The organism is Neisseria sp. 19428wB4_WF04 (assembly GCF_015235335.1).
Classification (GTDB): domain Bacteria; phylum Pseudomonadota; class Gammaproteobacteria; order Burkholderiales; family Neisseriaceae; genus Neisseria; species Neisseria musculi.
The window spans coordinates 39,553-62,429 of record NZ_JADGLG010000001.1 but is presented as its reverse complement, the minus strand read 5'-3'; the positions used below and the strand labels follow the sequence as shown (position 1 = coordinate 62,429).

The following is a 22,877-nucleotide window of genomic DNA, read 5'->3' as shown; positions in this document are numbered from 1 at the left end:
TAGAACCGGCTGCCTACTGCCGGGCGGCATCATCGTTTTGGGTGTAACGCTTCAAACCGCCGCCGAGGGCTTTATACAGGTCGGCAAGGTTTTCCAAGCGGGTGAGCTGGTTGGCCAGCAGCGCGGTGTCGGCGCTGTAGCTGCTGCGTTCGGCATCGAGCAAATCGAGCGCACTGGATACGCCGTGGCGGTAGCGCAGATTAATCAGGCGCAGCGAGTCGGCATACGCCCTGCTTTGTTTGGTTAAAGCGGCGTTGCTTTTATCCAGCTGCTCGCGGGCAACCAGGGCGTTGGCTACATCTTGGAAAGCCGACTGTACGGCGGCTTCGTAGTTTACCACCTGAATCTGCCGGCGGATTTTCGCGGCATCAAGGTTGGCTTTATTGCTGCCCCAGTTGAAAATCGGCAGGTTGATGCTGGGCGCAAACGACCATGTGCCGTTGCCGCCTTTAAACAGGCCGCTCAATTCGGTGGAGCCTGTGCCGATGGTGCTGGTAAGGCTGATGCTGGGGAAAAACGCCGCCCGCGCCGCGCCGATATTGGCATCGGCTTGCCTGAGCGAATGCTCCGCCGCGCGGATGTCGGGGCGGTTGAGCATCACTTCGGAGCTTAAGCCGGCGGGCAGTTTGCTGATTTTAAACTGTTTGTTCAACGGCAGCCCGGCCGGCAAATCAGCCGGCAGCGGCTGGTTTATCAACACCGCCAACGCGTTTGCCGCCTGCTCTTTGGATTTCACGGCATCGGCGTAGTCGGCTTTGGCCGATTCGATCAGAGCTTCCTGCTGACGCAGATCAATGGCGGAAACCACGCCTGCTTTGTGTTTCAATTGGGTGAGCCTGTAGGTTTGCTCGCGGGTTTTCAACACGTTTTGCGCCAGCTTCATGCTCTCTGCGGCATAAAGTTCGTTGAAATAGGCTTTCGCCACCGAAGCCACCAAAGCAAGATGGGCGGCGTCGCGGGTGGCGGCGCTGTTGAAATAGCTTTGCAGAGCGGCTTCGGTGTTGCTGCGCACTTTGCCGAACAGGTCGATTTCATACGAAGTAATCCCCAAGCCGACACTGTATTGCGAAGATATGGCGGGCTGCCCCGCGCTGCGCAGGTCTTGCGCCGTTCTGCCGCGCGAACCGCTGCCGGCGGCATTGATGCCGGGCAGCAGGTCGGCACGCTGAATCATATACTGCTTGCGCAAGGCTTCGGCGTTGAGCGCGGCACTGCGCAAATCGGTGTTGCGCGCCAATGCAATTTCAATCAGACGGTGCAGGCGCGGGTCGGCGAAATAATCCTGCCAGCCCAAAGAGGCCGCCTGAATGCCGGTGCCGGGATAAGTGTCGTATTTGAAACTTTCTGCCACGCTGACTTCAGGCTCCTGATATTTGGGCATCAGGCTGCAGGCGGATAAAACGGCTGCCGCCAACACGGACACGGCAACGGATTTGAAGTTTGGTGTTTTCATATTTTTAAATCCTCTGAGGCCGTCTGAAAGTTTCAGACGGCCGGTGTCGTTCAGCATACTATTCTTGGGCAGCGTTTGCGGATTGCTGCAAATCTTCAACCGCAGCCGGCTCGGGCTTGGCTTTAAAGAGTTTGCGCACGGCCACGAAGAAGGACGGTACCAAAAATACGGAAAGAACCGTGCCGATCAGCATACCCCACAACACGGCGGTGCCGATGGCGCGTTGGCTGGCGGAGCTGGCACCGCTGGCGATATACATCGGCAGCACACCCAAAATGAATGCAAACGAAGTCATCAAAATCGGACGGAAGCGCAGATGTGCCGCTTCTTTTGCCGCTTCGACCGCACTTTGGCCGCGTGCCTGCAAGTCTTTGGCAAACTCAATAATCAAAATTGCATTTTTCGCGCTCAGCCCCATCACGGTGATAAAGCCGATGCGGAAATAGATATCGTTGAGGTAGGCTGCCGAACCGCCGAACAGCATATCGAAAAGATTCCGGCCGGTGGCACCCATCGACACGCCTACCAAACCCAACGGGATAACCAGAATAACGGCCAGCGGAATCGACCAGCTTTCATACAGTGCCGCCAAAACCAGAAATACCGCAATTGCCGACAAAACGTAAATCATGGTGGTTTGCGAGCCGCCCTTGACTTCTTCGCGCGACTGGCCGGCCCACTCCAGGCTGTAGCCGCCCTGCATTTCGTCTACCATCTGCTGAACTGCGGCCATCGCTTCTCCCGAAGAATAACCTGTGGCCGGCGAGCCGGTAATCTGCATGGCGGGATAGCCGTTGAAACGCACGCTCTGCTCCATACCGTTTTCCCACGACACGGTGGCAATGGTCGATAACGGCACGGCCGTGCCCGCGCTGTTGGGCACGGTAATATTCAGAATATCGGCAGGCTGCATACGGGCAGACGCATCGGCTTGAACCACCACGCGCTGCAGGCGGCCTTGATTTGGAAAATCGTTTACATAGCTCGAGCCCAAAGCATTCGACAAGGCCGTCTGAATGCTTGAGAAACTGATGCCCTGTGCGGCGGCGGCCTGACGGTTGATATCGATTTTCAGCTGCGGCGCATCTTCCAAACCGCTGGCGCGGACGGTGCCGGCATCGAAAACCGGGCTTTGGCGCATTTTCTGCATCAGTTCGTTACGGCGTGCCAGCAAGGCTTCATGCCCGCTGTTGTTGCGGTCTTGCAGATAAAAATCCAAGCCCGAGCTGTTGCCCAATTCCTGAATGGCCGGCGGCACAACGGAAATACCGAAACCGTCCCTCAACGAGCCCATCATCGCACCGGTCAGTTTGCCGGCTACAGAAGTTGCATCGCTGCCCGGTGCGGTGCGATCCGCCCAATCTTTCAACATGATGAAGCCCATTGCCATATTTTGACCGGAACCGGAAAAGCTGAAACCCGACACGGCAATCACGTCTTTCACTTCAGGCATAGACTTCGCCAACTCGGTAACCTGCATCAAGGTATGGTCGGTGCGCTCTTTGGTGGCACCGGCAGGCAGCTGGACGCTGGCCATCATATAGCCCTGGTCTTCGATCGGTAAGAATGATGAAGGCAGACGCATCATTAAAAATACGCCCACGGCAACCAAACCTGCATAAATCACAAACATACGGCCGATTTTGCGCAAACCGGCGGCCACCCAGCCGCTGTAACGGTGTGTCAGTCTGTCAAACTTGCGGTTAAACCAACCGAAGAAGCCTTTTTTCTCTGCGTGATGGCCTTTCGGAACCGGCTTCAACATTGTTGCGCACAAAGCCGGTGTCAATGTTAAAGCCAGGAATGCCGAAAACGCAATGGCCGAGGCCATCGTGAGGGAGAACTGCCGGTAAATGTTGCCGGTTGCACCGCTGAGCATCGCCATCGGCACAAACACGGAAATCAATACTGCGGTAATGCCGACCACCGCACCGGAAATCTGCCCCATCGCTTTTTTGGTGGCTTCTTTCGGCGGCAGACCTTCTTCGCCCATAATCCGCTCAACGTTTTCCACCACCACAATCGCATCGTCCACCACAATACCGATAACCAGCACCATGGCAAACATCGTCAATACGTTAATCGACATTCCCATATAGGCGATAAAGGCAAAACCGCCCAAGATGGAAATCGGCACAACGATAGTCGGAATCAGCGTATAGCGGATGTTTTGCAGAAAGATATACATCACGATAAACACCAAAACCACGGCTTCCAGCAGGGTGTGCACCACTTTTTCGATCGACAGGGCTACAAAGGTCGAAGTATCGTAGGGTGCAGACCAAGACATACCGTTTGGAAAATATTTTTCCAGGTTGTCCATTTGGGCTTTTACCGCAGTGGCCGTAGCCAGAGCATTACCGCTGTTGGACAACATCACCGCCATACCGGTTGTGTTTACACCGTTTAATTTGGTGGAAGTCGAGTAATCCTGCATGCCCAAGCTGATTTTTGCCACGTCTTTCAGATAAACATTGGCACCGCCGGCAGTCGAACGCAAAATGATATTGCCGAACTCTTCAACCGTGCTCAGCTGGCCCTGAGCCGTAACCGTGGCCGCTACGGTTTGGCCGGCAACCGCAGGCAGCGCACCGACCGACCCGGCCGAAATCTGAATGTTTTGCGCACTCAGCGCGCTGGAAATATCACTGAACGACAAATTGTAGTTTTGCAGTTTTTTCGGGTCCACCCAAATGCGCATAGCGCGTTGCGAGCCGAATAACTGCACCTGGCCGACACCGTTGATACGCTGCAACTCCGGCACAACGTTACGCTGCGCATAATCGTTCATTTCTTCGACAGATTGGTTTTCAGACGAGAGCATCACCACCATCAAGAAATTGGAGCGCGCTTTCGACACGGTTACGCCGTATTGCTGCACCGTAGCCGGCAAAGACGAGGTTACTTCGGATAATTTGTTTTGCACATCTACCTGCGCCAAGTCTTCATCGGTGTCCGGCGTAAACGTTAATGACACCGTGCCTCTGCCGCTCGAATCGGCAGAAGTGGTCATATAGTCCAAACCTTCGACACCATACATATTGCGCTCGATAACGGCCAATACGCTGTCTTCCATCACTTGCGCAGACGCACCCGGATAAGTGGCCGTCAGCGTGATAGTGGGGGCAGCCACCGAGGGATATTGCGAAACAGGCAGGCTCCGAATGCCGAAGATGCCCGCCGCAATAATGAAAATCGAGATAACCCAAGCAAAAATCGGGCGGTCGATAAAAAATTTAGCCATGTGTTACTTCCTTATTGTTTCTTTTCACCGGAAGCAGCAGACTCGGTTGCATAGGCCGTCTGAACGGCCGAATCATTTTGCGCTGCGGATGCGGCTTGCGGAGCCTGCCCGCCCGGCGGCGTCCATTCTTTCGGCGTCACTTTTTTCGCCTGCATCATGCCGGCGATAGACATACCGTCCACAATCACTTTGTCGCCCGCTTTCAGGCCGTCTGAAACCAACCAATTGTTGCCATACTGCTGCGCCACCGTTACCTTGCGCGGTTCCATGCCGCCCTGGGCGTTCACAATCATCACAGTATCCTGGTTGCCGCGCGTTACTGCCTGCTGCGGCACCACAAACACATTTTCCATATCGGCCTGCGGCAGGCTCACGCGCACATATAAATTGGGCAGGAGGATATTATCGGGATTGGGCACTTCGGCACGCAGGGTTACTTGGCCGGTGGTTTCATCTACCGTGGGGTCGGCAAACAGCAAACGGCCTTTGTGGCCATAGGTTTGGCCGTTTTCCAGCTTGATATCCACTGCCACCGCGCCGTTTACTGCCTTCATTTTGCCCTCGGCAATATCCTGGCGCAGCTTCATTGCATCGGTTGCGGATTGGGTGAGGTTCACATACATGGGATTGGTTTGCTGGATGGTAGCGAGCTTGGCGGTGCCGCCCGCGCTGACCAGCGCACCTTCCGAAACATAAGATTGGCCGATGTAGCCCGAAATCGGCGCACTGATGCGCGAACGCTCCACATTGATTCGTGCCGATTTAATCGCTGCCTGAGCGGCTTTCACGCCGGCTTCCCCGGAACGTTTGGCCTGCACGGCGGCATCATAATCCTGCCTGCTGATCGCATCGGCCGCCACCAACGGTTTGTAGCGTGCCAAGTCGGCATCGGCTTTGGCCAGTGTTGCCTGCGCTGAAGCCAGCTCGGCGCGCGCACTTTCCAAAGAAGCAAGATAAGCAGCATCGTCCAATTGATAAAGTGCCTGGCCGGCTTTCACATAACTGCCCTCCTGAAACAGGTGCTTTTTAATAATGCCGCCCACCTGCGGCAGAATGTCGGCCGAACGGCGCGACTCCAAGCGGCCGGGCAGATCGGTGCTGACGGTTATCGACTGCGGCTGCACCGTAACCACGCCGACCACAGGCGCAGGTGCCTGTTGCCCTGCCGCCCCCCCGGCCTGCCCGGCCGGCTCCCCGCCCTTGCCGCAGGCAGACAACGCCAACAGCGTGGCAGCGGCCACGGCCGCCAAGCGTAATGTTTTGTTAGTTTTGTTAGAAGGATAGTATTTCATCATCTTAAATCTTTCTGTTAAATGTAATTTCCTTACATATTTTGTATGTTTCAAATCTTTCTCAAACCGTATAGATTTCTTACCGGCATCTGCAAAACCAAGCCATACCGCCCGTATTGCGCCGTAAAGACATCATAAAAACAGGCCGATATTATACATACACACTTGCACGTTAAAAAGTTCTTTCTTATAATTGTGAAACTTTTTTACAAAAAATAACCCGTTTCACAAAATATGCGAAAAACCAAAGCCGAAGCCATGAAAACGCGCGAGTATCTGATACTGGCAGCACTCGACACTTTCTACCAAAAAGGCGTTGCCCGCGCCTCGCTCAACGAAATCGCCCAAAATGCCGGTGTTACACGGGGAGCCTTATACTGGCATTTCAAAAACAAAGAAGATTTGTTCGATGCCCTCTTCCAACGCCTGTGCGATGAGGTTGCCGACAGCTTGGAAGCCGATCTGAACAACGATGATGCCGATATGTGGGAAAATATGCACGTCAGCCTTATCAATATGCTGCACCGCATAGAAAACGACCCCATACACTACAAATTCAGCAGCGTACTGCATTTAAAGTGCGAGCGTACCGATCAAAACCAGGCCATTACCGCCGTTATCGATAAATATGAAAATATGTGGCACGATCTGTTGGATGCCATCTTGAAGCAATGCATCAAACAGCACTCCCTGCCCGCCGACTTAGATACCGCGCTCGCCCGGCTTTATCTGAAATCGGCCATTCACGGCCTGATCTATCAGCGGCTGGTCAATCCCGAGCGCGCCGCCCTGAAGGAAAACGGCCCGCGCTTCGTGCAGGCCGTACTCGGCAGCCTCAGGCAATGCCCCACCCTGCGCAAGCCTCCCGCTTAATCCTGCTTTCAAAAAACTGAAACTTTTATAAAGCTCAAAAACCTATCTGCGGTTGCTCCCACTCCGGCCGCCGCCGGGAAGTTTCAGACGGCCGAACACTGAAAGCCGAGCCTTGTGTTGTTTACAGCATTAAAAAAGCAAAACAACCGGCAATCTCTGTCGCATTCACAAGCACCGCAAAAGTTTCGCTTGCCGTCATTCCCGCGCGGGCAATGCCTGATTCTTCAGCATCCAAACACCTGTTTAACCGGTATTTCAATATTTTCATTCGGATTTCCGCCGGCACGAAACTGATGATACTCAAACCTTTCAGACGGCATTGAAGATACTTTTGCAAAAGTCGGGCCGTCTGAAACAAGGGGACGCGGGCTTTCAGACGGCCTATCATGAATCCGCTTCATTTTCGGCGCAAAACAAAACAAAACCGCAGGCAGCATGAATCATACGGAACAGGTGCTGCTGCCGCTTCACAGGCTAAAAAAACCGCTCTCTCTTTAAGCGGCAGGGGTGGCGCAATGCCTGAACGGAATAGCGGGTTCGCGATACAAAGCGGCGGGCTTGCAGATAGACAAACCGTGTAGCAAAGCTGCCCGATGCTGTCGTTTTAAAGCGGGCAGCCACAACCGCCATTTGCCAAACGGCATTTTCCCAACGCTCTGCCCAAAATACAGTAAAGGCCGTCTGAAACCCTATTTTCAGACGGCCTGGATATTATCCGGCGTTTAACCGCCGATACCGTTTTCTTTCAAGATTTTTTCAATCTGCTCCTGAACTTTCTGCTGCTTAACCTGCTGTGCCAAGAGCGGTTTCACCTGCTCGAACGGCGGGGCTTCGGGATTGCGTTCCAAAGCAGCCAGTTTGAACAGATAAAATTTCCCGTTCATCTCGACAGGCTCGCGGCTGACCTGGCCGCGCGTCATGCCCCCAACCAGTTTCGCCATCTCCGGTGCCAACTGCTGCTGCGGGATAAAATCCGAAAACCCTTGTTCGGAGTTGGGATAACGCTTGATCAACCCGTCAAACGACAAGCCTTTCAGCAATAACTCCTGAGCTTTGCGCGCCTCCTCGGCAGTGGCAAAATACACCTGCTGCAATTTCACTACTCGGGTTTGCCGATCATAGCCTTCGCGCAGCTCTGCCTCGCTGGTTTCAGTGTTCCGCTCCAAGTAAAGTGCATACTGCATGGCATAAAATTGCGCCTCTACATTTTTAAACTGATTCTGCACTTCGGCATCTTTGTGCAAACCTGCTGTGAATGCCTCGTTCTTCAGCACCTCGGCTGTTTGCAGCTGCAAAATCACGTTTTTGCGTATTGCCGCACCATCGGGACGCTGAGTACCGGGCATACCGTCTGCCTGCTGCAACACTTGGGCAACCATACTGTCGATACGCCCCTGGTCGATTTCAGGCACCTTGCCAACAGCCGGCCCGACCGCCGCCAACACCGCCGCAACCGCCAAAGTAGTATATTTTTGTTTCATCTTAGCCGCTCCTTCCACTGTAAACGCACCTGCATACCGTTGTAACGCTGCACCAGCCATGCCTGCAGGCGTTGTTTTTCTTTTTCAGACGGCATTTCTGCCGTTTCCATCGAAACCATCACCACCTGCCTGTTGTTTTCTATGGCGGCTCCATCATTCTTTTCTGCCGTTTCTCCGTCCGCTGCTTCTTTTGCCTGCCCTGCCCTCTCCCACACCATACCGCGTCCGATGATAATGGTGTCGGCCTCCGGATATTGGGCTTGGATTTCTTTCAAAACAGCTTCATCCTCGGAGTGGTTTTTTATTGCTAAAACAGGGTCAATATCTGCCCTGCCCTTCAATTCGGCAATATGATTTTGCGATTTTTCCAATTCCTGTTTCATCTCATTCAAATCAGTATTGCCGCCTGCATACAGAACCTTAATCTGCGGTGATGCCACACCTGCCGCTTCCAGACGCTGCTTAAGCAGTTGGGTAACTCTGTCAGAATTTCCCGTGCCGTTGATAATCAAGCCGACCAGTTTCTCCTTGTGGTTGAATAAACTGCGCAATATATAAAAACCTTCCTGCTGCTGTACTGCCTTAACCGCCGCAGAAGCTTTGGTGTTAAACAGCTCCTGCTTCACCAAACCTGCTGCCAGATAGCCGCTCGGCACCATTACCGCCAATACCACAGCAATCACAATACGGTGCAGCTTTCTCCGGGAATCGGTTACCAGCCCTCTGCGCGGCAGTTTCAGCAATTTGGCAAAAAGCAATGTGGAAAAAGCAATAAACACACAGTTGATGCAAAACAGGTAAAGCGCACCGAAAAAATAATGCCAGTTGCCGTGTGCCAATCCGAAACCGGCAGTGCACAACGGCGGCATCAATGCAGTCGCAATCGCCACGCCCGGAATGGCATTGCCGCCCTCCTTGCGGGTAATCGCCACAATACCCGCACTACCGCCGAAAAAGGCAATCAACACGTCCCAAAGGTTGGGCTGCGTGCGCGCCAACAGCTCGCTTTGCGCTTCTTGCAGGGGCGTAAGCGAAAAATACACGGCGGCCGTAAACAAACTGATGGCCACGAAGATGGCGATATTGCGCAAGGCTTGGCGGATTAATCCCATATCGCCCACTGCCGCACCGTAGCCCATGCCCACAATCGGCCCCATCAGCGGCGAAATCAGCATCGCGCCGATAATCACGGCGGTACTGTTCACATTCAAGCCGATGCTTGCCACCGCGATGGCAAATATCAATACCCACATATTCGTGCCCGACACGCGGACATTGGCACGGATAGCGGCATCGATTTTATCGGGATGCGCCTGATCGTGGCGCAGGCTGAATACGTCTTGCAGCCTAGCCATAGCATTGTCGCCTGGCGGGGTTTCTTGAGTTTCCACTTCTTTACAACCAATTGTTAAATATGAAATTTATTTATATTGTTTAAAAAAAGCGGCAGAAAAAAGGGGATTTCAGCCGCCAAAATTGATGATAGAGATCCCACCGGCTGCTTATCTGACATTCTGAATTTTTGCTTTCCGGTAGAGCGACTCAATCGCACCATCTATACGAACCGCCTGTAATTCGTGTGCAATACCGTTTTTCGCAGCCTCATAACCCGGCACTTTGGCGGCACGTTTGTCATTAATGTAAAACACACCATACAGGCCGTTGCCGTCTTCCAGCGGGGTAGTGGTGTATCCGCCTTTATTCAGGTTTTTCACCGCCGCATAAACAACGGGTGCGCTCTGCTCCAAATCTTTCAGGTTTACATAAGCGGCATTCAAACCGCCGGTTTGTTTGCCGCGCGGATCTACCGTATATTGCCCGGCAACGGCTTTAAAATCTTTCTTGGCTTTTAAATCGGCGATAGCTTTTTGGGCATCTGCCGCATTACGGGTCAAGATTTCGCCCAATTGCACTTCACTGCTGCCCTGATAAAACTTACTGAAATCACCGTAAGCTTTTTTCACATCACTTTCGGCAACAGGATTATTGCGCAACACATAGGCGATATAGGCTTGGTTTTGCAAGGCGGTTTCAAATGCCTGCCACTGCCGGGAAAACCCGGGTTTCTTATCTTCGCCGTTCTGCTTTGCGGCAGCGCGCACCTGCTCCAATGCCTGTTTATATTCGGCAGACTGATCCAATTTCAGACGTTTCGCCTCCTGCGCTGCCAAAGTCATCGTTACCTGGCGTTCGATCAGGCTGCGACGCAACACCTGGTTGTCTTGAACCTGCGGGTTTTGACTCCTCAGCAATTGCACTTGATGGTCGATGTCTTGGCTGTCTATTTTGGTACCGTTTACGGTTACGATAGTTTGCGCCATCAAGCTGCCCGCAGCCAACAACAACGCTGCCGCAGATGCAAAATAAGTTTTCTTCATGATTGCTCTCTGATTATTTTAAAAATAAATCGTTAAATATTAATCGGATTAACCGAAACGTTTTTTAATGAAAATATTCTTCGGGCGTAACTGCTTTAATGCTCAAAGCGTGTATCAGGCCGTCTGAAAACAAATCCTGCAATAAATCTTTAACCATACGCTGGCGGCCGACCCGGCTCACGCCCGCAAACGCCTCTCCTGCCACAACTACAGCATAGTGCCCGCCACCCCGGTTTCCCGCATGGCCGGCATGCAGATGGCTGTCATCGCGAAACGCACACAACTGCAAGCCGAGCTGTTTCAGACGGCCTTCAATGATTGCCTGCATATCCATTATTTAAACACGGCCTTAAACGGTTTGATCAACACTTCCTCATATACACCCGCTTCCACATAAGGATCCTGCTCCGCCCACTCTTGTGCATCATCCAATGATGCAAATTTGGCAACAATCAAACTGCCCGACACCCGTTCGGGATTGTCCGGCAAAGGATTGGGCCCCGCCGTCAGCAAACGGCCTTCTGCCTGCAACGCCTCCAAACGCTTCAAATGGTTCGGACGCGCAGCCATACGCGCATCGTGCATCTCTTGCCCATCCGTAGCCAGCAACATGTAATATTCCATAAAATCAATCCTCCCGAGACAGATGGCGGCTCAAATACACGCCCTGTCCGATAACAAAAAAAACCATCAGGCCCGTTGAACCGAACAATTTATAATTAACCCATTGCGCTTCAGTAAACATATAGGCAACCGCAATATTGGCAATGCCCATAAACACCAAAAAAACTACCCAAATCCAAGCCAGTTTGCGCCATATCCGCCCGTCAAGCTGCAACTCTTTGCCCATCACAGCCTTCAAACCATTTTTACCCAAAAGCTCCCCCAAACCCAAAACCAACGCACCCGCCCAAAACAACACAGTAGGCTTCCACATAATAAAACGCGGATCGCGCAGTAAAATGGTTGCCCCACCGAATACCACAATCAAAACCAAGCCCACCCATTGCATCGTATCGAGCTTTTTATACTTCAGCCAGACAACCCCCGCCTGCAGCACCCCTGCAACCACAGCAGCAGCCGTTGCCCACACAATATTTTTGGTTAATGTGTAAACTGCAAAAAACAGAACCACAGCGATTAAATCGCTTAAAATCTTCATATCTTGCCAAACAAACCTAAGGTAAAATAATGCGCCATGATACAGGCAGACGAACTCTTTTGCATTACTTATGTCAATGGTAACAATAAACCGGCAGGCCGTCTGAAAAACAGGCCGATTATCCGATTTTCCCCCGTTTGCAACAGAAAGTGGTTATAAAGTTGCATACTTTGGTTTATTGTTTACATAAATTATCAATTTTACTTGGCAGAGTAGGCGGTTAGCATATATCATGCTGTCTATAAATATTAGTCTATTTACAGGCAGCTCGGCTGCATACTCGAACAGGGGTCATAATTTGAAGAACAATCACAAAATCAAACTGATTGCTGCCTCTCTCGCGCTAACAACGTCATTTTCGGCAGTTGGCGGGCTGGGCGGCTTGAATGTTCAATCCAATCTAGGCGAACCGTTTTCCGGCACGGTAACGGTAACGGGGGAGGAGGCCCGAATCCTACTGAACGGCGGCCATGCATCGCTTTCAGACAGCAATTTGCGCGCCAGCGTTAGAAAATCCGGCAACAACGCCGTTATCAACATCCGCTCCGGTGCACCGGTAAACAACCCTGTTTTAGTATTCCAGGTAGGTGTCGGCTCACAATCACGCCAATACACCGCCATTATTGACCCTGCCGATTATCCTGCAGAAAGCAGCGGTTCTACCGGCGTGCAACCCGAAAATAGCGTTCAGACGGCCCAAACCCAAACCGATGAAACCGCCGCCCGTGCAGAAATATCCACCTCTGCGGCAACCAAAGCCAAGCTGAAAGCCCAAAAAACACAAGAACAAACCCGCAAGGAGCAACAAAAAGCTGCTGCCGCCGAACGCGGAAAATTGCGCGAACAAGTTGTTGCCGAGCGTAAATCCGAACCGCCCCGGGGCAGTTACAAAGTTACCCGCGGCGAAACACTTACTTCTATCGCCAGCCAAATCCGGCCGGCCGGTTTGAGCATACGCGACACCATTGCCGCCATCATGACGGCCAACCCAGAAATCTTTCCGACCCGCAATGCCAACCAAATTCTTGCCGGTCGTGTATTGAATATTCCTTCACCCGAAGAATTAAAACGCTTGGCCAAACAACCTACCCCCACCCTGAAAGAGCAGGCCGGCCAAGCATCCCAACCTACCGAAGCTTCCACCCCTATCGAAACCGCAGCAGCTTCAGCTCCAGTCTCTCTCCCTTCAACAGACTCAACAACTGCCACAGCATCCGCCCCACAAGCATCGGAACCGGCAATTGCAACTATTGACAGCGTAGTTTCAGAGCCTGCAACTTCTGCAGAATCTACTACTTCTGCATCTATGGCAGCAGCAACAGCCCAACCCACAGAGCCCGCTTCTGAAGAAAACAGCAGCTTATGGCACTGGCTACTATTCGCAGGCTTAGGGGCTATCGCCTTATGGTTGCTACTAAAACTGATAAGCAAGAAAAAAACCACTGCCGGCGGTATAACTGAGAGCGGCAATGATAGCATTGTAACTGACAGCCACACTGATACGGACGGCGAATACAAAGCACCCGACCCCGCACCTGAAACAGAAAACCGTACAGAGCAGCCCAAAACCTACCCCAACGATGAAGCCAAATCATCTGTAGAAACAATCCCAGCAGCCACTACAACAGCTGCCGCAACCCAATCCAAAGCCGAAGATGACAGCTTGGACATGGAAGACGATTTCGATGATATTTTCTTCAGCGAAACCGAAACTGCCCCTGTAGAAAAAACCGAAGGCAACTTCAACTTGGATTTAGGTTCGATTGATCGCGAACAGGCCGGCATTGTATCTGGCGCACTGACTCAAGACGAAGAAACCCAAAAACGAGAATATGCCGATTGGGACAATATTGAATCAACCGAGAGCGTTTATGAGCCTGAAACCGAAAGTGAATACCAACATGTAGCCGTTGAGTTTAATGCCGGCGAAGATGTAACTGAAAACCAGAAAGCCACCACAGCCACAGAGCACGAATCAATCGATTCCGTTATTGAAACAGTTGAAACAACTGTACTAGATACACCGCTTCAGGTTTCTGACGATATCGTTATCGTTACCGACCAAACCGCTGACAACAAAGAACAGCGTTTGGCACCAATCGAAACCATTACAGTTCCAGAATTAGAAGTTAAAACGGCTGGAATTGATGCGTTACCACGCGCAGACAAAACCGATACACCGATATTAGAAGCCCAACTCGAAACCACTACCGAGCAGCTTTCTTCATCCGTTGAAGTTGCAGAGAATAACCAACCTGAGACTATTCATGCTTCTGGGTCTGCTTTCTCCCCAACCAAAGCAGAGCAACCTGAATCTTATACAAGAGAGTCCGCTTGGGCAGCTGTCTCTCTGCAAGAGAATGGTTTTACCTACCAAGACGAAGAAGATTTCGATAACACGGTTAATCTCTCCACCGATGATGAAGAAACTATCGAATGGGAAAGCATCAGTGTAGAAGACAGTTCACGCAGCGATGATGTTTTTATCTCCGAATCGGTTGGCATGACCGCTCCCTTGGAAGCAAAATACGAACTGGCACAAATGTATGTTGAAATCGGCGACCCCGAAGCAGCAAAAGAAACCCTGCAAGAATTGTTAGAAGAATCCAGCGGCATTATTCTGGAAAAAGCTAAAACCATGCTTGCTGAATTAGATAAATAATACCTCCTATTTTAAAATATAGAAAGGCTTACTAGATTATCCCTAAATTTCACACCATTTTCGCAACGTTTTTAGCTGTTTACTTAGTGTAGAATTTAGGGATAATCTAGTACAGATCAAAAATATTTGTCAAACAAAATGATAAACCACGTACACATATTTGCAGGTTTTCAATCCCCTATTAAGAATCACTAGACATTGCTTTTACCATCGCAATGATTTTTTCATTCATTTGCTTTATGATAGACAATAATTGCTATATTGAGGGATTAGCTTATCAAATCGCTCCATAAAAATTCGCCGTTTAGGACGAAACCTGATAAAACTTGCTCACCGTACAAACGATGAATTTTTTCATCTGCTATAACCCAAATTCATCATTTATATCTGTGCTTTGCGCGTGTATATCTGTACTTTGCGCGTGTAGCTTTCTGCTGTTGTCGCTACCGCTCTTCCTGTGGTTTATATCAGCCTCTCCTACCCATGCACTATAGCACACAGGCGGGATAGCCGGCGCCCAAGATACGCGGCCCGTGTGCACCGGTTGCGTGGTAAGGATTGCCGGATACGCGGTTTACCCAAGCGGCGGCCAGCCAACCAAATGCGGCTGCCTCCACCCATTGCGGGTCGAGATTAAGCGCAGCAGTGCTGTGCAAACTAACGCCGGCGGCAGTAAAACGCTTATTCAGGTTTTCCATCAATGCCGTATTGCGGATACCGCCGCCACAAACATAGATATTACGCACAGCTGGCGCGGCAGTGGTTACGGCATTATGAATGCTTTGCACAGTGAATTCAAGTAAGGTTCTCAGCACATCATGCGGGTTGAGGCCGTCTGAAAGCTGTGGCAACAGCCATGGCAGCGAAAACAGCTCGCGGCCGGTGCTTTTCGGATACGGACGGGCAAAATAGGGGTAGGCCAGCCATTGCGCGAGCAAACTGTCCAACACCCTGCCCTGCACGGCTTTTGCGCCGTTTTTATCGAAGGGAAGCTGCCAGATATGGTTTACCCATGCATCCATCAACATATTGCCCGGCCCAGTGTCGAATCCGAAAGCCGCCCCCTGCGGTGGCAGCACGCTGATGTTGGCAATGCCGCCGATATTGAGCACTACGCGGGTTTCGTTCGCGCTGCCGAACACGGTTTCGTGAAAAGCGGGCACCAGTGGCGCCCCCTGCCCGCCCGCCGCCAAATCGCGGCTGCGGAAATTGCCCACGGTCAAGATGCCGCTCTTTTCGGCTAACAAAGCCAAATCGGCCAACTGTATGCTATAACCGCTTTCGGGAGCATGGCGCACAGTTTGACCGTGGCAGCCGAGTGCGGTGATGTTGTGCGGAGGAATACCGGCGCGTTGCAGCAGCTCTGCTGCCGTTTGTGCATACAGAACGGCCAATTCTTGTGCCAGTATTGCGCTTCGGTGCAGCTCGTTGAAACCTATGTTTTGCAGATTGAGCAAATCGTTTTTCAGACGGTCGCTATAGGGAAGAAAAGCATGGGACTCGGCAGCCAGCCAACGGGTTTTATCCATACGCACCAGCACGGCATCCACACCGTCCATGCTGGTGCCGGACATCAGCCCGATATAGAGTTGTTCGTTCATGATTGCTGCAGGCCGTCTGAAAAAATGCCATTGTAACCTATTTGTAGTGCGCCGATAAAACATCTCTGCGCCTGCTTCTGCTGCGCAATACCGCCACACCGAAAAGGGCAGATGCCATGCATCGACATGAATACAACTTCTGAAAACATTTGTTAAGTATTCCATGACGCAGAGTGGCAATGGCTTTATAATGGAATTGAAGATAAAACGCCGCGCCGAAGCACAGCGTTTGGCTTGCCGGCAATCTTTGCAATTTTCCCGTAACCCAAGGTTCAAACAGAATGAACGTATCTTACATTCAAAAAATCAACTTTGCTTTTGCTGCACTGCTCATCGGCATGGTCGGCTATTTTATTTTCTGGGGCTTGGGTTACACCAACCACAACCACGTTATGCTGTTTTTGCTGGCTACGCTGTTTGGGGTGTTTATGGCTTTCAACATCGGCGGCAATGATGTGGCCAATTCGTTCGGCACCAGTGTTGGCGCAGGCACGCTTACCATCCCTCAGGCTCTGTTGATTGCCGCCATCTTCGAAGTGAGCGGCGCGGTGATTGCCGGCGGCGAAGTAACCGACACCATACGCAAAGGAATTGTTGACTTGAGGCAAATGCACCTTGAGCCTATGCAGTTTGTGTATATTATGATGTCGGCACTATTGGCTGCCGCGCTGTGGCTGCTGTTTGCCACCAAAAAAGGTTTCCCTGTATCAACCACCCATGCCATCATTGGCGGCATTGTCGGCAGCGCACTGTGCTTGGGTGCAATCAGCGGCAGCGACACCTTTGCTTTAATCCAATGGGGCAATTTGAGTGAAATTGCAGTTTCTTGGATACTCTCCCCCATGCTCGGCGGCCTGATTTCATATATTTTATTTTCACAAATCAAAAAACACGTTTTAGACTATAACACCGCAGCAGAAGAAAGCCTGAAAACCATCAAGCAGGAGAAAAAAGCCTATAAAGAGCAGCACCGCCAACATTTCGAAAGTCTCGATGAGTCCAGTAAAATCGAACTGGCCTCCGCTATGGCGCGCGATGCCCAGATTTACGGCGAAACCGATTTAGATCCTGCCGAGCTGGAATCTTCCTACTACAAAGGCCTGTATGACATCGATCACCGCAAAAGCAATATCGATGCCTATAAAGCCCTACATTCGTGGGTGCCGATTATTGCCTCACTCGGCGGCATGATGATTGCGGCCATGCTGATTTTCAAAGGCCTGAAAAACCTGCATTTAGGCATGAGCAGCGTCAGCAGCTATCTCACCATCTTCATGATCGGTGCCGCGATTTGGATGGCAACGTTTATCTATGCCAAAACCCTCAAACGCAAAGACTTGGGCAAATCCACTTTTCTGATATTCAGTTGGATGCAGGTGTTTACCGCCGCAGGTTTCGCCTTCAGTCACGGTGCCAATGATATTGCCAATGCTATCGGCCCGTTTGCCGCGATTATGGACGTTTTACGCACCGGCGACATCGGTACCCAAGCTCCCGTCCCGCCCGTGGCCATGCTCACTTTCGGTATTGCCCTGATTGTCGGCCTGTGGTTTATCGGTAAAGAAGTGATTCAAACAGTAGGCACCAGCTTAGCCGAGATGCACCCTTCTTCAGGCTTTGCCGCCGAACTGGCCGCCGCTTCCGTAGTAATGCTGGCTTCGCTAATGGGGCTGCCCGTATCCAGCACACACATTTTGGTTGGAGCCGTTTTAGGCATCGGCCTGGTGAACCGCAACGCCAACTGGGCATTAATGAAACCTATCGGCCTAGCTTGGGTAATTACCCTGCCCGCTTCTGCGGTATTATCTATAGTATGTTTCCTGATTTTGCGCACCCTATTCTGATTTCCGGCACATAAAAAACCGCGTAACCTCATATTTAATCGTTGCGCGGTTTTTTCGGATAACGGTTTTTTTTCAAACAACTGATATACGGCATCAGAATCAGCTCCATACTGTCTATACAGCCTTATCTTGCCTGTATTCCTGTGTTAGCTTTGTCAATGAATCCACTTCATTCCTTTACAGCATTGCTTCAGCCTACTATCTCTATACTCTGTCCTGCACCGAAAACACAGTAGATTCGCCATACAAGAACTTTTATCAGATATAACAAACCCGACCCTCAAACAAGACCCGAACTTGGTATTTGGCAGAGAGGAAGGGATTCGAACCCTCGATACGTTATTCACGTATACACGCTTTCCAGGCGTGCGACTTCAACCACTCATCCACCTCTCTGAGTAAGAAAGAATTATACGGGGTTTGCATTATGCTGGCAATCTCCTGGCGAAGTCTTTTCTCCGGCAGGCCGATACAGGTCTCTGAAAAATACTCTTAAAACTGTCTGAAAGGCTTAAATGCTATTATTTCTACACAGGCGGACATTCTAGATAAAAATATGGAAATATCGATTAAATAAATACCGGGATACTAAATGCTTGGGTTCCGTCCGTGCTGGCATGGCAGAAAATAAACGGGTTGTGTTTTTTGAATTTTGCAAAGATCTCAGGCTCAAGTTTCAGATGGCCGTCTGAAGCTTTAGCCGCCTGAAACTGTGTATGGCCGGCTCAACCTGCGCTGTTTTTCTTGTTTTCCAATATTTCCCAGCGTTCTAGTTTTTCCTGCAGCAGTATTTCGACTGCTTCTGCCCGCGCCTGCAGTAAACCGGCTTTTTCGTAGTTTTTGAACACTTCAGGAGCGGAAAGCTGCTCATTAATTTCGGCCTGTTCGTTTTCCAAAGTGGTGATTTCTTCGGGCAGCGCATCAAGCTCTCGTTGTTCTTTATAGGAAAGTTTTGCCGTACGGTTGGCTTTGCGCCCGTTGTCTATGTTTGCCGGCGGCTTTTCGATTTTGGTATCCGAGGCCGTCTGAAAGCTTTGTTCGCGCTTTTTGGCATCAAGATAATCTTCATAGCCGCCTATATATTCTTTCAGACGGCCTTTACCTTCAAATACAATGCTTTGTGTGATCACATTATCTAAAAACGCTCTGTCGTGGCTAACCAGAAACACTGTGCCCTGATAATCGCGTAAAAGTTCTTCTAAGAGCTCTTGCGTTTCGATGTCCAAATCGTTGGTTGGTTCGTCCAGCACCAGGATGTTGGCGGGCTTGGTGAACAGTTTGGCCAACAGGAGGCGGTTGCGCTCTCCGCCGGAAAGTGAGGAAACGGGGCTTTGTGCGCGGGCCGGATGGAATAAAAAATCTTCGAGATAGCTCATCACGTGCTTTTTCTTGCCGCCGACTTCTACATAATCGTTGCCTTGCCCGAGTGTGTAGAACACGGTGTCGTTTTCGTTGAGTGCGCTTCTGAATTGGTCGAAATAGGCTACTTCCTGTTTGCTGCCGATGCGGATGCGGCCGCAGCTTGGCTGCAATTCGCCCAAAATCAGCCTTAAAAAGGTGGTTTTGCCGATGCCGTTAGGGCCGATTAAACCGATTTTGTCGCCGCGCTGAATCACGGTGGAGAATTTGTCGATGATGATTTTGCCGCCGTATTGAAACGAGGCGTGCTCCAGCTCGGCGATGATTTTGCCGCTTTTTCCGCCGCTGTCGAGCTTGAAATTAACACGCCCCTGCACATTGCGGCGCTCTGCACGCTGGCGGCGCAATTCTTCCAAACGGCGCACGCGGCCTTCGTTGCGGGTGCGGCGCGCTTCGATGCCTTTGCGTATCCAGGCTTCTTCCTGTGCGTGGAATTTGTCGAACAGGCGGTTGTGTTCGGCTTCGACAGCCAATTCTTGCGCTTTCTTCTCGCTGTATTTGGAAAAACTGCCGAAATAGGAACGCAGAATACCGCGGTCGAGTTCGACAATACGCTCTGCAATATTGTCGAGAAAACGGCGGTCGTGTGTGATAACCACGATGCTGCCTTCAAAGGCTTTGAGCAGGTTTTCCAACCATATGATGGCGTTGATGTCGAGATGGTTGGTGGGTTCGTCCAGCAGCAGGATATCGGGCTTCTGCACCCATGCCTGCGCCAGTGCTACACGTTTTTTTTGGCCGCCGGAAAGGTTGCCGATTAATTCGTTTTCAGGCAAACCCAGCTCGCTGACGGCCTGCTTGATGGCGGCATCGAACTGCCAGCCGTTTTGCGCCTCCAGTTCGATCTGCACCTCATGTAGGGCTTTTAATAAAGCATCATTGGTGCCGCTTTCCAGTTCGCGGCTGATGCAGTGGTAGCGGCGCAGAATGCCGCGCAGCCCGCCCAAGCCTTCGGCCACCACATCAAACACACTCTCTGTAGGATTGAAAAACGATTCTTGCGGCACATACACGGTTTTCAGGCCGTTTTGCAGAATCAGCCGCCCCTCATCGGCCTTCTGCACACCTGCCAGAATTTTCAGCAGTGATGATTTGCCTGCTCCGTTGCGGCCGATAAGGCCGACTTTTTCCCCGCTCTCCAGCTGGAACGAGGCTTTATCAAGCAAGGCAACATGGCCAGCGGCGAATGAGAGATTTTCTGCTTGCAGGATGCTCATGGTTTCAAGGTGTGTAAAAAGCCCATATTTTAATAGATGAGGCCGTCTGAAAAAAGCGTTTCAGACGGCCTGACGCCGGGGAGCCGTTATCCGATATAATGGCTGTCTTGATGATTCAAACGTTTTTATTTTATGACCCAACCCGCCGTTTCTATCAAACGCCGCCTGATTGCGCTGCTATACGAAGCACTGCTGGCCGGCGCCGTTGGCGTGCCAGCCATGCTGCTTGCCGGCGTGGCTGCCACTCTGCTTAATACCGTTTCCTATATTTTGGCCAGCTTGGCGGCCATGTTGATTCCGTTAGCGGTGTGGTGGTTTTATTTCAAAGCCAACTGGTATCAAAAAGGACAAACGCTGCCGATGAAAGTATGGGGCATCGGTTTGACCGATGCGGCAGGCGCCCGCCCCCCGCTGCGGCAATTGCGCCTGCGCTTTATGTGGGCGTGTGTGCTGATTATTTTCGTCCCCATGCTGGCTTATTCGGCTTTGCGCCACTTGGGCGGGATACCTCCGAAACCGGCCTTCGGCGCAGCACTGGCTTGGTGGATACTGCCGTGGGGATTCGCTCTGTTCAACCCACAGCGGCAGTTTTTATATGACTATCTGGCCGGAACCCGTTTGGTTGATGCGCGGGGAAAACGCAAAATACAAAATCCCCAAAAATAATATAAAAACAAATCGGTTAAATACGTTATGCCCGGGCTTGATCCGGGCATCTCGCTATCCGGGGCCGAGTTAAATTGGCTCCAATAGAAAAAGCGCACCCAAACAGTACGCTTTTTTAGAAGAAATTTAAATATCTACATCCAAATCAAATGTTACCGCCGGATTGGTTGGCCATATAGGTTACGGCCGCTTTCACTTCATCGTCCGTCAGGCTGGCATTTCCACCTTTTGCCGGCATGAGTGAACCGCTGGGGCCGGTAAAGCCTTCGATTGCGTGCTTGAACAAGATTTCTTTACCCTGCTTGATACGCGGCGCCCATTCATCGTTTTTGGTGATTTTCGGCGCATTGGGAATGGCCGAAGTGGCTCCGTGGCAGGCGGCGCATGAGGTGTCGAACACTTTTTGTCCGTCAGCAGCAGAGACTGCGGTGCCGGCAGAATCCGAAGCGGAGCCTGCGGTATCTTCACCTGATGCAGCAGCACCCGAAGCACCGACTGCAGGCGCCTCCAAGTTGCCCCCCGACTGGTTGGCCATATAGGCGATGGATCGTTTGAGTTCGTCATCGGTCAAATCGGCCTGGCCGCCTTTGGCCGGCATGGCGTTAAAGCCGTTGAGAGCATTATTGAACAGGGTTTCGAAGCCTTTTGCGATACGCGGCGCCCATTCGTTATTATGGGTTACGCGGGGCGCATTGGGAATATTGCCATCGGCAGCGTGGCATTGGATACAGACTTTGTTGAAAATCTGCTCGCCGGTGCGCTGGCCGACAGGCGTGCCGTCTCCCATGGTAACGTTGCCTGCAGGCATGATACGGGTTTGGATGGCAGAGGGCGTTGAAGCCTCCACATCGCTGTAATAGCCGCCGGTAGCCAGCTTGACCAGAAAAAACAATACTGCAAGCAGGATGACGATGCCGCCGATCAGCGGAGTTAACGCAGAGCCTCGGGCTTTGTTGTTGCTTAAGTGGTTCATGTGGTTGAGCCTCGCCGTTTTGGTAGGTTGTGAGGATAAGGGCTTGTAGTGTTTTAAATCTGTTAATTTGCATTAACAATAATTTGCTGGATTATACTGAATTCGCGGCGGCTTTCCAATCGTTAAGTTTAACCTTCCTCAAAAAAATGCCGATTACTACATCAGCCTACACACCCTGCGGGAAAATAGCGCAGCCATTGCAGCTCCTCCCCGCGAAATAATTTTGCCAAATGAGGTGTTTTGCGTTAATCTGTCGGCCTTTACGCACCCATAGCTCAGTTGGAAGAGTGTCAGTTTCCGAAGCTGGAGGTCACAGGTTCGATCCCTGTTGGGTGCGCCAGTTCAACAGTCGGGCAGTGCCGTATTATGCGGTGCTGCCCGATTGGCTTCCAGGCCGTCTGAAAGCAGATTTTCTCTTGATAATGCCGATTTATTCTGTTGTAAATCAAACATTAAACTATATATGAATTTTTTCCGCCCCCACATGAAAGTTTTTGTCTTGATTGGATAGGGTGTTTGGGTTATCTTTTAAGCTCTTTTACTTCGATAAACGCTCAAGCGTCTGAACCAATTGATCGGGCTGCTTGGCTGCTGCTGTTTTTCTGCAGTGCG

At 51.3% G+C, this 22,877-nt stretch carries 17 protein-coding genes and 2 tRNA genes; 5 read left to right on the top strand and 14 right to left on the bottom strand.

The window, feature by feature from the left end; genetic code table 11:
* Positions 1 to 13 precede the first annotated feature (13 nt).
* From IR141_RS00285 to IR141_RS00275, 3 genes are read right to left on the bottom strand one after another with little or no spacing between them, the layout of a single operon-like run.
* Complete coding sequence (locus IR141_RS00285) at positions 14 to 1,453, bottom strand: efflux transporter outer membrane subunit (protein ID WP_135033750.1); 1,440 nt, start codon at positions 1,451 to 1,453, stop codon at positions 14 to 16.
* Between the two features lie 58 nt (positions 1,454 to 1,511).
* Positions 1,512 to 4,697, bottom strand: a complete 3,186-nt coding sequence (locus IR141_RS00280) for an efflux RND transporter permease subunit (RefSeq protein ID WP_135033667.1) — start codon at positions 4,695 to 4,697, stop codon at positions 1,512 to 1,514.
* Positions 4,698 to 4,708: 11 nt separating this feature from the next.
* The gene (locus IR141_RS00275) at positions 4,709 to 5,989 is read right to left on the bottom strand and encodes an efflux RND transporter periplasmic adaptor subunit (RefSeq protein ID WP_135033748.1); all 1,281 of its coding nucleotides are present in this window, start codon (positions 5,987 to 5,989) and stop codon (positions 4,709 to 4,711) included.
* A gap of 234 nt (positions 5,990 to 6,223) precedes the next feature.
* Between IR141_RS00275 and IR141_RS00270 the strand changes: the two genes are divergently transcribed.
* Entirely contained in the window at positions 6,224 to 6,862 is a 639-nt protein-coding gene (locus IR141_RS00270) for a TetR family transcriptional regulator (protein ID WP_135033666.1), read from the top strand.
* 121 nt (positions 6,863 to 6,983) lie between these two features.
* Here the strand turns inward: IR141_RS00270 and IR141_RS00265 are convergent, their stop codons facing one another.
* From IR141_RS00265 to IR141_RS00235, 7 genes are all read right to left on the bottom strand, one after another.
* Entirely contained in the window at positions 6,984 to 7,130 is a 147-nt protein-coding gene (locus IR141_RS00265) for a hypothetical protein (RefSeq protein ID WP_167742950.1), read from the bottom strand.
* Between the two features lie 454 nt (positions 7,131 to 7,584).
* On the bottom strand, positions 7,585 to 8,343 hold the full coding sequence (locus IR141_RS00260) for a peptidyl-prolyl cis-trans isomerase (protein WP_135033665.1): 759 nt from the start codon (positions 8,341 to 8,343) through the stop codon (positions 7,585 to 7,587).
* Positions 8,340 to 9,698: a DUF389 domain-containing protein gene (locus IR141_RS00255; RefSeq protein WP_135033664.1), complete on the bottom strand. Its 1,359-nt coding sequence runs from the start codon at positions 9,696 to 9,698 to the stop codon at positions 8,340 to 8,342. Before IR141_RS00255 ends, IR141_RS00260 begins: the two co-directional genes overlap by 4 nt.
* A gap of 147 nt (positions 9,699 to 9,845) precedes the next feature.
* On the bottom strand, positions 9,846 to 10,721 hold the full coding sequence (locus tag IR141_RS00250) for a peptidyl-prolyl cis-trans isomerase (RefSeq protein WP_135033663.1): 876 nt from the start codon (positions 10,719 to 10,721) through the stop codon (positions 9,846 to 9,848).
* 64 nt (positions 10,722 to 10,785) lie between these two features.
* Positions 10,786 to 11,055 (bottom strand): BolA family transcriptional regulator, encoded by a 270-nt coding sequence (locus tag IR141_RS00245; RefSeq protein WP_135033662.1) that lies wholly within the window; start codon positions 11,053 to 11,055, stop codon positions 10,786 to 10,788.
* Positions 11,055 to 11,345: a YciI family protein gene (locus IR141_RS00240; protein ID WP_135033661.1), complete on the bottom strand. Its 291-nt coding sequence runs from the start codon at positions 11,343 to 11,345 to the stop codon at positions 11,055 to 11,057. Before IR141_RS00240 ends, IR141_RS00245 begins: the two co-directional genes overlap by 1 nt.
* A 4-nt stretch (positions 11,346 to 11,349) precedes the next feature.
* Positions 11,350 to 11,883 (bottom strand): septation protein A, encoded by a 534-nt coding sequence (locus IR141_RS00235; protein ID WP_135033660.1) that lies wholly within the window; start codon positions 11,881 to 11,883, stop codon positions 11,350 to 11,352.
* A gap of 232 nt (positions 11,884 to 12,115) precedes the next feature.
* On the opposite strand from IR141_RS00235, the gene IR141_RS00230 reads away from it, so the two are divergent.
* Positions 12,116 to 14,545 (top strand): FimV/HubP family polar landmark protein, encoded by a 2,430-nt coding sequence (locus tag IR141_RS00230; protein ID WP_135033659.1) that lies wholly within the window; start codon positions 12,116 to 12,118, stop codon positions 14,543 to 14,545.
* 488 nt (positions 14,546 to 15,033) lie between these two features.
* Here the strand turns inward: IR141_RS00230 and IR141_RS00225 are convergent, their stop codons facing one another.
* Entirely contained in the window at positions 15,034 to 16,146 is a 1,113-nt protein-coding gene (locus IR141_RS00225; protein ID WP_135033658.1) for an anhydro-N-acetylmuramic acid kinase, read from the bottom strand.
* A 281-nt stretch (positions 16,147 to 16,427) separates the two neighbouring features.
* Between IR141_RS00225 and IR141_RS00220 the strand changes: the two genes are divergently transcribed.
* Positions 16,428 to 17,990 (top strand): inorganic phosphate transporter, encoded by a 1,563-nt coding sequence (locus IR141_RS00220; protein ID WP_135033657.1) that lies wholly within the window; start codon positions 16,428 to 16,430, stop codon positions 17,988 to 17,990.
* A 305-nt stretch (positions 17,991 to 18,295) separates the two neighbouring features.
* Here the strand turns inward: IR141_RS00220 and IR141_RS00215 are convergent.
* Positions 18,296 to 18,386 (bottom strand) — tRNA-Ser (locus tag IR141_RS00215).
* 329 nt (positions 18,387 to 18,715) lie between these two features.
* Positions 18,716 to 20,626, bottom strand: a complete 1,911-nt coding sequence (locus IR141_RS00210) for an ATP-binding cassette domain-containing protein (protein ID WP_135033656.1) — start codon at positions 20,624 to 20,626, stop codon at positions 18,716 to 18,718.
* Positions 20,627 to 20,758: 132 nt separating this feature from the next.
* On the opposite strand from IR141_RS00210, the gene IR141_RS00205 reads away from it, so the two are divergent.
* On the top strand, positions 20,759 to 21,292 hold the full coding sequence (locus tag IR141_RS00205) for an RDD family protein (RefSeq protein ID WP_135033654.1): 534 nt from the start codon (positions 20,759 to 20,761) through the stop codon (positions 21,290 to 21,292).
* Positions 21,293 to 21,437: 145 nt separating this feature from the next.
* Here the strand turns inward: IR141_RS00205 and IR141_RS00200 are convergent, their stop codons facing one another.
* Positions 21,438 to 22,265, bottom strand: coding sequence for a cytochrome c5 family protein (locus tag IR141_RS00200; protein ID WP_135033652.1), 828 nt, complete (start codon positions 22,263 to 22,265; stop codon positions 21,438 to 21,440).
* 264 nt (positions 22,266 to 22,529) lie between these two features.
* Between IR141_RS00200 and IR141_RS00195 the strand changes: the two genes are divergently transcribed.
* A tRNA-Arg gene (locus IR141_RS00195) sits at positions 22,530 to 22,605 on the top strand.
* Positions 22,606 to 22,877 lie beyond the last annotated feature (272 nt).

Coding starts and splice junctions, on each gene's coding strand:
- IR141_RS00285 (WP_135033750.1), bottom strand. CDS start 1,453: ATGAAAACACCAAACTTCAAATCCGTTGCCGTGTCCGTGTTGGCGGCA.
- IR141_RS00200 (WP_135033652.1), bottom strand. CDS start 22,265: ATGAACCACTTAAGCAACAACAAAGCCCGAGGCTCTGCGTTAACTCCG.
- IR141_RS00230 (WP_135033659.1), top strand. CDS start 12,116: ATGCTGTCTATAAATATTAGTCTATTTACAGGCAGCTCGGCTGCATAC.
- IR141_RS00240 (WP_135033661.1), bottom strand. CDS start 11,345: ATGGAATATTACATGTTGCTGGCTACGGATGGGCAAGAGATGCACGAT.
- IR141_RS00280 (WP_135033667.1), bottom strand. CDS start 4,697: ATGGCTAAATTTTTTATCGACCGCCCGATTTTTGCTTGGGTTATCTCG.
- IR141_RS00220 (WP_135033657.1), top strand. CDS start 16,428: ATGAACGTATCTTACATTCAAAAAATCAACTTTGCTTTTGCTGCACTG.
- IR141_RS00250 (WP_135033663.1), bottom strand. CDS start 10,721: ATGAAGAAAACTTATTTTGCATCTGCGGCAGCGTTGTTGTTGGCTGCG.
- IR141_RS00235 (WP_135033660.1), bottom strand. CDS start 11,883: ATGAAGATTTTAAGCGATTTAATCGCTGTGGTTCTGTTTTTTGCAGTT.
- IR141_RS00210 (WP_135033656.1), bottom strand. CDS start 20,626: ATGAGCATCCTGCAAGCAGAAAATCTCTCATTCGCCGCTGGCCATGTT.
- IR141_RS00260 (WP_135033665.1), bottom strand. CDS start 8,343: ATGAAACAAAAATATACTACTTTGGCGGTTGCGGCGGTGTTGGCGGCG.
- IR141_RS00225 (WP_135033658.1), bottom strand. CDS start 16,146: ATGAACGAACAACTCTATATCGGGCTGATGTCCGGCACCAGCATGGAC.
- IR141_RS00245 (WP_135033662.1), bottom strand. CDS start 11,055: ATGGATATGCAGGCAATCATTGAAGGCCGTCTGAAACAGCTCGGCTTG.
- IR141_RS00265 (WP_167742950.1), bottom strand. CDS start 7,130: ATGAAAATATTGAAATACCGGTTAAACAGGTGTTTGGATGCTGAAGAA.
- IR141_RS00255 (WP_135033664.1), bottom strand. CDS start 9,698: ATGGCTAGGCTGCAAGACGTATTCAGCCTGCGCCACGATCAGGCGCAT.
- IR141_RS00205 (WP_135033654.1), top strand. CDS start 20,759: ATGACCCAACCCGCCGTTTCTATCAAACGCCGCCTGATTGCGCTGCTA.
- IR141_RS00270 (WP_135033666.1), top strand. CDS start 6,224: ATGCGAAAAACCAAAGCCGAAGCCATGAAAACGCGCGAGTATCTGATA.
- IR141_RS00275 (WP_135033748.1), bottom strand. CDS start 5,989: ATGAAATACTATCCTTCTAACAAAACTAACAAAACATTACGCTTGGCG.